The 7,479-nt window shown below is 62.6% G+C and carries 7 protein-coding genes and 1 pseudogene; 1 reads left to right on the forward strand and 7 read right to left on the reverse strand.

From position 1 onward, the window contains the following. Positions 1 to 25 precede the first annotated feature (25 nt). Positions 26 to 1,255, forward strand: coding sequence for a flagellin (locus ABI213_RS09465; protein ID WP_348026849.1), 1,230 nt, complete (start codon positions 26 to 28; stop codon positions 1,253 to 1,255). A 117-nt stretch (positions 1,256 to 1,372) separates the two neighbouring features. Here the strand turns inward: ABI213_RS09465 and ABI213_RS09470 are convergent, their stop codons facing one another. The 7 genes and pseudogenes from ABI213_RS09470 to ABI213_RS09500 form a co-directional block, all read right to left on the reverse strand. Further along, the gene (locus ABI213_RS09470; RefSeq protein ID WP_348006703.1) at positions 1,373 to 1,861 is read right to left on the reverse strand and encodes a DapH/DapD/GlmU-related protein; all 489 of its coding nucleotides are present in this window, start codon (positions 1,859 to 1,861) and stop codon (positions 1,373 to 1,375) included. A gap of 10 nt (positions 1,862 to 1,871) precedes the next feature. Next, positions 1,872 to 2,627 (reverse strand): cephalosporin hydroxylase family protein, encoded by a 756-nt coding sequence (locus ABI213_RS09475; protein ID WP_348006702.1) that lies wholly within the window; start codon positions 2,625 to 2,627, stop codon positions 1,872 to 1,874. Beyond that, a complete protein-coding gene (locus ABI213_RS09480) occupies positions 2,614 to 3,450 on the reverse strand; it encodes an NAD(P)-dependent oxidoreductase (protein ID WP_348026851.1) in 837 nt (278 codons plus the stop codon). Before ABI213_RS09480 ends, ABI213_RS09475 begins: the two co-directional genes overlap by 14 nt. Beyond that, a complete protein-coding gene (locus tag ABI213_RS09485) occupies positions 3,443 to 4,033 on the reverse strand; it encodes a dTDP-4-dehydrorhamnose 3,5-epimerase family protein (RefSeq protein WP_348006700.1) in 591 nt (196 codons plus the stop codon). The genes ABI213_RS09480 and ABI213_RS09485 overlap by 8 nt, the downstream gene beginning before the upstream one ends. A 62-nt stretch (positions 4,034 to 4,095) precedes the next feature. Next, positions 4,096 to 5,148 (reverse strand): CDP-glucose 4,6-dehydratase, encoded by a 1,053-nt coding sequence (rfbG, locus tag ABI213_RS09490; RefSeq protein WP_348026853.1) that lies wholly within the window; start codon positions 5,146 to 5,148, stop codon positions 4,096 to 4,098. Beyond that, positions 5,148 to 5,918, reverse strand: coding sequence for a glucose-1-phosphate cytidylyltransferase (gene rfbF, locus ABI213_RS09495; protein ID WP_348026855.1), 771 nt, complete (start codon positions 5,916 to 5,918; stop codon positions 5,148 to 5,150). Before rfbF ends, rfbG begins: the two co-directional genes overlap by 1 nt. Next, a pseudogene (locus ABI213_RS09500) lies at positions 5,915 to 7,479 on the reverse strand (hypothetical protein); the annotation flags it as partial. The pseudogene ABI213_RS09500 and the gene rfbF, both read right to left, overlap by 4 nt.

A 7,479-nucleotide genomic window follows, 5' to 3' on the forward strand; every position in this document is an offset into this window, starting at 1 on the left:
CTTTCATCGAAAAAGGAGCTCTGTTATGACGACAACGATCAACACAAATATCAATTCGCTCAATGCGCAACGCAACCTAGCCACTTCGGGCAGCTCACTGGCCACCTCGATGCAGCGTTTGTCTTCCGGTTTGCGGGTGAACAGCGCCAAGGACGATGCCGCCGGTTTGGCCATTTCAGAGCGTATGACCACCCAAGTGCGAGGCCTGTCGGTAGGCGCCCGCAACGCCAATGACGGCATTTCGCTGGCGCAAACGGCGGAAGGTGCATTGGGTAAGGTGGGCGACATGCTGCAGCGCATGCGGGAACTGGCGGTCCAGTCCAGCAATGCCACCAACAGCAGCGCCGACCGCAAAGCACTGCAGGCGGAAGTAAGTCAGCTGACGGATGAGGTGGACCGTATTGCCAAGCAAACCTCCTTTAACGGCACCAAGATCCTAGACGGATCGTTTGCCGGTGCGGTGTTCCAGGTAGGGGCCAACTCAGGCGACGTCGCATCTCTGGGGGCATTGACCAACTCCACCGCCAAGGGTTTGTCGCATATCGCCTATGGATACGACCAGACCAATAGCGCCATTACCGCCACCAACGTCAGTACGCTGACAGCCATTACCAATGCCAGCGCGTTGACCATTTCGGTCGCGGGCCATACCGCAGCGGCTCTCAATCTGGGCCCCCTGGCCGGTGCCAGCTCCGGCACGGAGCGCATGGGCCAAGTCGTCGAAGCGATTAACCGTAAGTCCGCCGATACCGGTGTGACCGCCTTTTTGGCGCAAAATAATGACCAGAGCTACCGCATCGACCTCATGTCGTCTGACCTTGATAGCAACGGGGATGCGTCTGCGGTAACCTTCACCGGCATGAGTCTTGCGGAAACGGGCATGAGCAATACCACCCTTGCCTCCAGCATCAACGCAACCGACACCACCACCGATGCACTGGGCATCGACACCTTGAGCATCGACACCCAGCGCAATGCCTGGGTCGCCCTGAAAAAGATAGACACCGCTATCGACCAGGTGAATTCGGCCCGCGCTGGCCTGGGTGCGCTGCAAAGCCGGTTTGAAAGCGCGGTATCCAACATCAGCATCCAGGTAGAGAACCTGTCCGCCGCCCGGGGTCGCATTGTGGATGCCGATTTCGCGATGGAAACCGCCAACCTGTCGCGCACCCAGATTCTGCAGCAGGCGGGTACCGCCATGGTGGCGCAGGCCAACAAGCTGCCACAGGGTGTGTTGTCGCTGCTGCAGCAATAGGGCTAGCCGCACACGCCAGCAGAAAAGGCCTCTCGGGGCCTTTTCTGCATTTACAAGAAAAACAAGGCGCTAGCGCAGACAGGGTCTGCGGCAAAAGCTACCAAAAATATAGCAAAACTACGTGCGCCTACCCACCACCCGCAGCGGCTGTCCGGCCACGACGGTGTAGGCAGCCACCTCGCCACGCACCACCGAGCCCGCCGCCACCACGCAGCCACGGCGCAGCACGGTCCCATCCAGAAACACGCAGTTGGCGCCGATCCACACATCGTCTTCAATGACGATGCCGCCCCGGCTGGGCAAAAAGCCCTGCGTACGGATCGGCTTAGACGCGTCCTGGTAGGCGTGGTTGACCGGGGCGAAAGTGCAGTTCGCGGCCACGGCCACCTGGTTACCCATCAGAATGCCGTGGCCGGTGTAGAGCACGCAACCAGAATTGATGACACACCACTCGCCAATCACCACGTCGCCCAGGCCGCCTGCGGGCTTGAACTTGACGAAGCTGTCCACCACGGAGTGCGCGCCGATCTCGATGCGGGTGCCGCGCACCGAGTCTTCGATGTCAGCCAGCCGCGATACCTGGGCTGTGGGGTGGATGGCAATCATGCTTCGCCCTTTAAGCAATACGCTGCAAAAATCCATCCGGTGCGGATGTCACCAGCAACCGGTCTTCCACCGACTTGTCAATCACGAATTCGGGGTGGTCCTTGATCCACTCCCACACGGCTGTCTTGGGATTGTTGCCCTTGCCCCAGGGGCGGTCGGTCCACACGTAGTCGTCGGGCATGTCTTCGACAAAAGTGTCGAACACGATGCAGTAGCTGCCCACGCTGACCAGGTCGGCATAGGCCTGCAACTCGGCCAGCACGTGTTCGTGGGTGTGGTTGGAGTCCAGGCAGACCAGCACCTTCTTTTTGCCCACCGCCCGCGCCTTGACCTGGGCCACCACGTCGGGGGCGACGCTGGAACCCTGGATCAGTGAAATACGGTGGGCCAGTGGGTGCGCCTCAATGGCAGCGCGGTTGTGGTCCCGAATATCGATGTCTACACCGACCACTTCGCCGTGGCCGATCAGCTCCAGCATGCTGGCCGACAGCACCACCGAGCCGCCATGGGCTACGCCGGTTTCAATGATCAGGTCGGGCTGCACCGCCCAGATGACCTCCTGTAGCGCCATCGCGTCCATGGGGAGTTGGATCAGCGGACGACCCAGCCAGGAGAAGTTGTTCATGTACTTGCGTTCCAGCGCCATGGCCCGCCAGGCGTTGGACAGAGCGCGGAACTCGGCATCGGTCGCAAAGTCGGCAATGCGCTCTTTTTTCTCCTGCTGGTGGGCGGGGTGGGCGGTGGGGGTGGTTTCAAGGTAAGCCATGCAGATTCCTTTTTTTGCGGTATTGCTGAAGAAAGTGAGGAAAGTAACGGGCAAACGGCTGGGCGACAAAGCCGAATCGGGCCTGGGTTTTGGCCATGTCCACGGGGGTGAAGTCCCACACCGGGGCATCCGGCTGGACCGACACTTCAAAGCCCATGTGGCTATGCAACGCATCGACCACGCTCTGGTTGCGGACGGCTTCGCCACTGGCGACGTTAAAAATCCCGGTCTCGGGGGCCAGGGCGATGCGGATGAGGAGGTCCACTGCGTCGTCGATATACAAATAGTCTTTGCGGGATGCCAGCGCGGTTCGCAAGCGCACCTGGCCCGTGCGGCACCCCTCTTCCAGCAGTTGGTCGATGAAGATGTCGGGGTCGGGCCGCAGGCCGACGATGTTGGACAGCCGCGCCACCTTCATCTGCGCATGGCCGCCGTGCAGGCACAGCGACTCGCCCATCAGCTTGGACAGGTTGTACAGGTCGCTCGGGTCGTTGGGATTGACGTGCAAGCGGGCTGACTCACAGGTCTGGCTAGCCCCAGCATAGACCCGGGTGCTGGACAGATAGGTGAGCGATTCAAACTGCGCCTCTTGGAGCAGCCGGCGCAAAAAGCACACATGCGCCTCCACCGTGTCCAGCGGGCGGCTGCGGAAGTCCGCCGTCAGCCCCATGGCGTAGACCACGTGGCCCAGCGGGCGGGTGAACACACTGGGGTCGCCGCGCTGGGGCGCAAAACAGGCGATGCCGCTGCGCTGCAGGTGCGCCACCAGGTGCTGGCCGATGAAGCCCTTTGCACCCAGCACGGTGATAAATGCATCAGACACTGTGCAGCCCCCGGTAACTGGCCGCGTCGAGCAGCGTACGCTGGGCGTCGCGGGCCGATATTTCACTGGCGGGCAGTGGCCAAGGGATGGCCAGCGCCGGGTCCAGCGGGTTGAGACCGTCTTCAAACTCGGCGCTGTAGGGGGCGGTGACGAGATAGACGATCTCGCTGTCTGCCTCCAGCGTTTGAAAGCCGTGCGCAAAGCCGGGCGGGATCAGCAGGCTGTTTTGCGCGACGGCTGACAGCTCGGTGCCGAAGGATTGCAAAAACGTGGGCGAGTCCTGGCGCAGGTCCACCGCCACATCCCAAATGCGGCCGCTGAGGCAGCTGACCAGCTTGGTCTCAGCGTGCGGCGGGTGCTGGAAGTGCAGGCCGCGCAGCGTGCCAGGTAGGCTGGAAAAGGAATGGTTGATCTGCGCCAGCGCAACGGTAAGGCCCACTGCGGCGAATTCTTGGGCGCAGTAGAAGCGCGCAAAAAACCCCCGGGCGTCGCGGATGGGCTTGCGCTGAACCTGCCACAGCCCGGTGAGTGGCGTGGCACTAAAACCAAAACGGGGGGTGTTTACGGCGACCATTTTATGCATTAAATACGCCTCTAGCGCATATACCACCTGCGCCAGAAGCTACAACTACGATAGCAATTACGTTACAGAGCTCCATAGACGGCAATCTGCTCACGGCTGGCTGCAGCCATGTCGGCACCCGCCAGCCAGGCACGTTGCCACTGTACGGTGTGCTGCAACGCTTCGTCCAGACTCCAGCGCGGCTGCCAGCCCAGCACGGCACGGGCCCGGCTGATGTCCAAGCGCAATTGGCCGGCTTCGTGCGGGTGCGTGCCGCCAACGGGTACCTCCACGCGCGCACCCTGCCCCCACAGCGCAGCCAGGCGTTGGGCCACGTCAGCCACATTGGCATCGCCGCGAGCGTCGGGGCCGAAGTTCCAGGCGCTGGCGGCAACAGGAGACTCCAGCAGGGCTTGCGCCAGCCGCAGGTAGCCCGACAGCGGCTCCAGCACATGCTGCCAGGGGCGTACCGCGCCGGGGAATCGCAGGCTGACGGGCTTTTCTGCGGCAAAGGCCTGTAGGCAATCGGGCACCAGCCGGTCCGCGGCCCAGTCGCCGCCACCGATCACATTGCCCGCCCGAGCGGTGGCGATCTGCGCCGCGTCTGGCGCGTGGAAGAAGCTGGCACGGTAGCTGGCGGTGACGATTTCCGCCGCCCCCTTGCTGGCGCTGTACGGATCGTGCCCACCGAGGGCATCGCTTTCGCGGTAGGGATAGGCCCATTCGCGGTTGTCGTAGACCTTATCGGTCGTCACCACCACCACAGCGCGCACGCTGGGCACCTGGCGCACGGCCTCCAGCAGATGGGCCGTGCCCATAACATTGGTAGCGAACGTACCCAGCGGGTCGGCGTAGCTGGCGCGTACCAGGGGCTGGGCGGCCAGGTGGAATACGACGCGGGGCTGGGCCGCGGCGAGTGCGGTTTGCAACGCGGCCAAGTCGGCCAAGTCGGCGCGGGTGTCGCTGGCCAGCACGTCAGCGATCCGCGCCACGTTGAACAGGCTGGGCGTGGTGACAGGGTCCAGCGCGTAGCCGTGCACCTTGGCACCCAGCGCGTGCAACCATAGCGCCAGCCAGCCGCCTTTGAAGCCGGTGTGGCCAGTGAGGAAAACCGGGGTATCGGTCCAGACAGACATTACCAACGCTTCCAAGGTGCTTTGCCGGACAACCACAGCTCTTCCAGCAGGTTCTTTTCGCGCAGTGTGTCCATGGGTTGCCAGAAACCGGTGTGCTCAAAAGCCATCAGCTGGCCCTCGGTCGCCAGGCTGGTCAGCGGCTCTTGCTCCCAGCTGGTGTCGTCGCCTGCGATGCGCTGCAACACTTTCGGAGAGAGTACAAAAAAGCCGCCATTGATCAAACCGCCGTCGCCACGCGGTTTTTCGGTAAAGCCCTGCACTACGTCACCCACCATGCGCAGCGCGCCGTAGCGGCCGGGGGGCTGCACGGCAGTGACGGTGGCCAGCTTGCCGTGCTGCTGGTGAAAGGCAATGCTGGCGCCGATGTCCACGTCCGACACGCCGTCGCCATAGGTGAAGCAAAAAGCTGCCTCGTCCTGCAGATAGTCGGCCACGCGCTTCAGTCGGCCACCGGTCATGGAGTCGTCACCGGTGTCCACCAGGGTTACCTTCCAGGGTTCGGCGTGTTTGTGGTGCACTTCCATACGGTTGCTGGCCATGTCGAAGGTCACGTCGGACATGTGCAGGAAGTAGTTGGCAAAGTACTCCTTGATGACATAGCCCTTGTAGCCGCAGCAGATCACGAAGTCGTTCACCCCGTGGGCCGAATACATTTTCAGGATGTGCCACAAAATGGGTTTGCCGCCGATTTCGATCATCGGTTTGGGTTTGAGGTGGGTTTCCTCCGAGATGCGGGTGCCCAGGCCACCGGCCAGGATGACGGCTTTCATGTTTGACTCTCCCTCCATTTTTGGAACATTTGGCGGTAGGCGGCTTCGACTTTGCGGGTAAAGCCCGGCTCGTCCATCAAGACGCTGGCCTGCATCTGCGGGCGCAGCGTGGCGCGGATATGCGCCAGCGCGGGTAAATCGCTGGCCAGGGCGACCAGTGTGTCTACATACTCGTCTTCGGTCTGGGCAATCCACTCCGGGTGGCCCACGCCGTGCAGTACCGAGCTGCCGATACGACCCACACTGGGGCGGCCCGCCAGGGTGACAAAAGGCAGACCCATATACAAGGTCTCAAACAAGGTGGTACCCGAGTTGTGCGGAAAGCAGTCCAGCCCGATGTCGATGCCGCGCAGCACGTCCCATGGCGGGCTGTGGTAGCCGATATGCAGGCGCTCGGGGGCAATGCCGCGGACGGTAAATTGCTGCACCAACGCGTCTTGCACCGACTGGTCCCGAAAGGAACTGCTGTCGATCACGATGTGGGCGGTGGGCAAGCGCTGCAGCGCCTTGGCCCAGACCCGCACCGTATGCAGGTTGATGCGGGCGCTGCGGGTCAGGGTGCCGAGCGTGACGTAGCCTCGCTCCAACGCCGGCAAGGGGCTGACTTCGCCCGTAGCCGGGCCGGGCCGGTAGGCGGTAAAGCTGGTGCCCGGCAAGCGCCAAGGGGTTTCCGCAAACAGGTGTTCACTGCCTGCGGGGGCGCTGGCAGCGTCGGTCAGGTAATAGTCAATGGCGCTCAAACCGGTGGTGTAGCCAAACCCCATCCAGCTCATGGACACGGGAGCCGGTTTGCGGGCAAACACGCCCAACCGATTGCCCGAGGTGTGGCCGGCCACATCGACCAGGATGTCGATGCCGTCGGCGCGGATGCGCTGGGCCAGGGCTACGTCGCTCATGCCACGGGTGGGCACCCAGTGCGCCACATACTGCTTGTAGCGCTGGGTAACCGCGTCCTCATGGGCCAAGTCAGCATAGGCAAACACATCCACCTGGCTGGCATCGTGGTGCGCCAGCAGTGGCTCCATGAAAAACATGCAGGAGTGTTGGCGGAAGTCGGGCGACACGTAGCCCACCCGCAGCCGTCGCTTGGGTTGGAGATCGTTCAGATGCGGAGCCCAGTCCTTGCGGTATACGGCACAGTAGCGCTGGTCGAACTCGGCGTAGGCCGCAAACACCTGCTCGCCCGTTTTGTCCGGATCGTAATTCAACGCAAACAACATGCTGGAGAAGGCCACTATGTTGTGTGGCTCTTGCTCTAACACCTTGCGAAAGCTCTGGAGCGACTCCGCTACCCGTCCTTGTGTGACCAAAATCACCGCATGGGTGGACCAGGCGGGTGCCATGTCCGGGCGAATTTCCAGCGCGCGCAGCACTGCGGCCTCGGCCTCGACCAAGCGGCCCATTTCTTTCAGGCTGCCACTCAGGTTGCACCAAAGTTCGGCCACTTCGGGAGCGATCTCCAGGCCCAGGCGGTATTCGACTTCGGCCTGGGCGTGCAGGCCCTGCTCGGCCAGCAGGTTGCCGCGCTGGAAGTAGCCCGAGTAGCTTTCGTCGGTGGCAT

Source organism: Rhodoferax sp., assembly GCF_039922535.1.
GTDB lineage: Bacteria > Pseudomonadota > Gammaproteobacteria > Burkholderiales > Burkholderiaceae_C > Rhodoferax_B.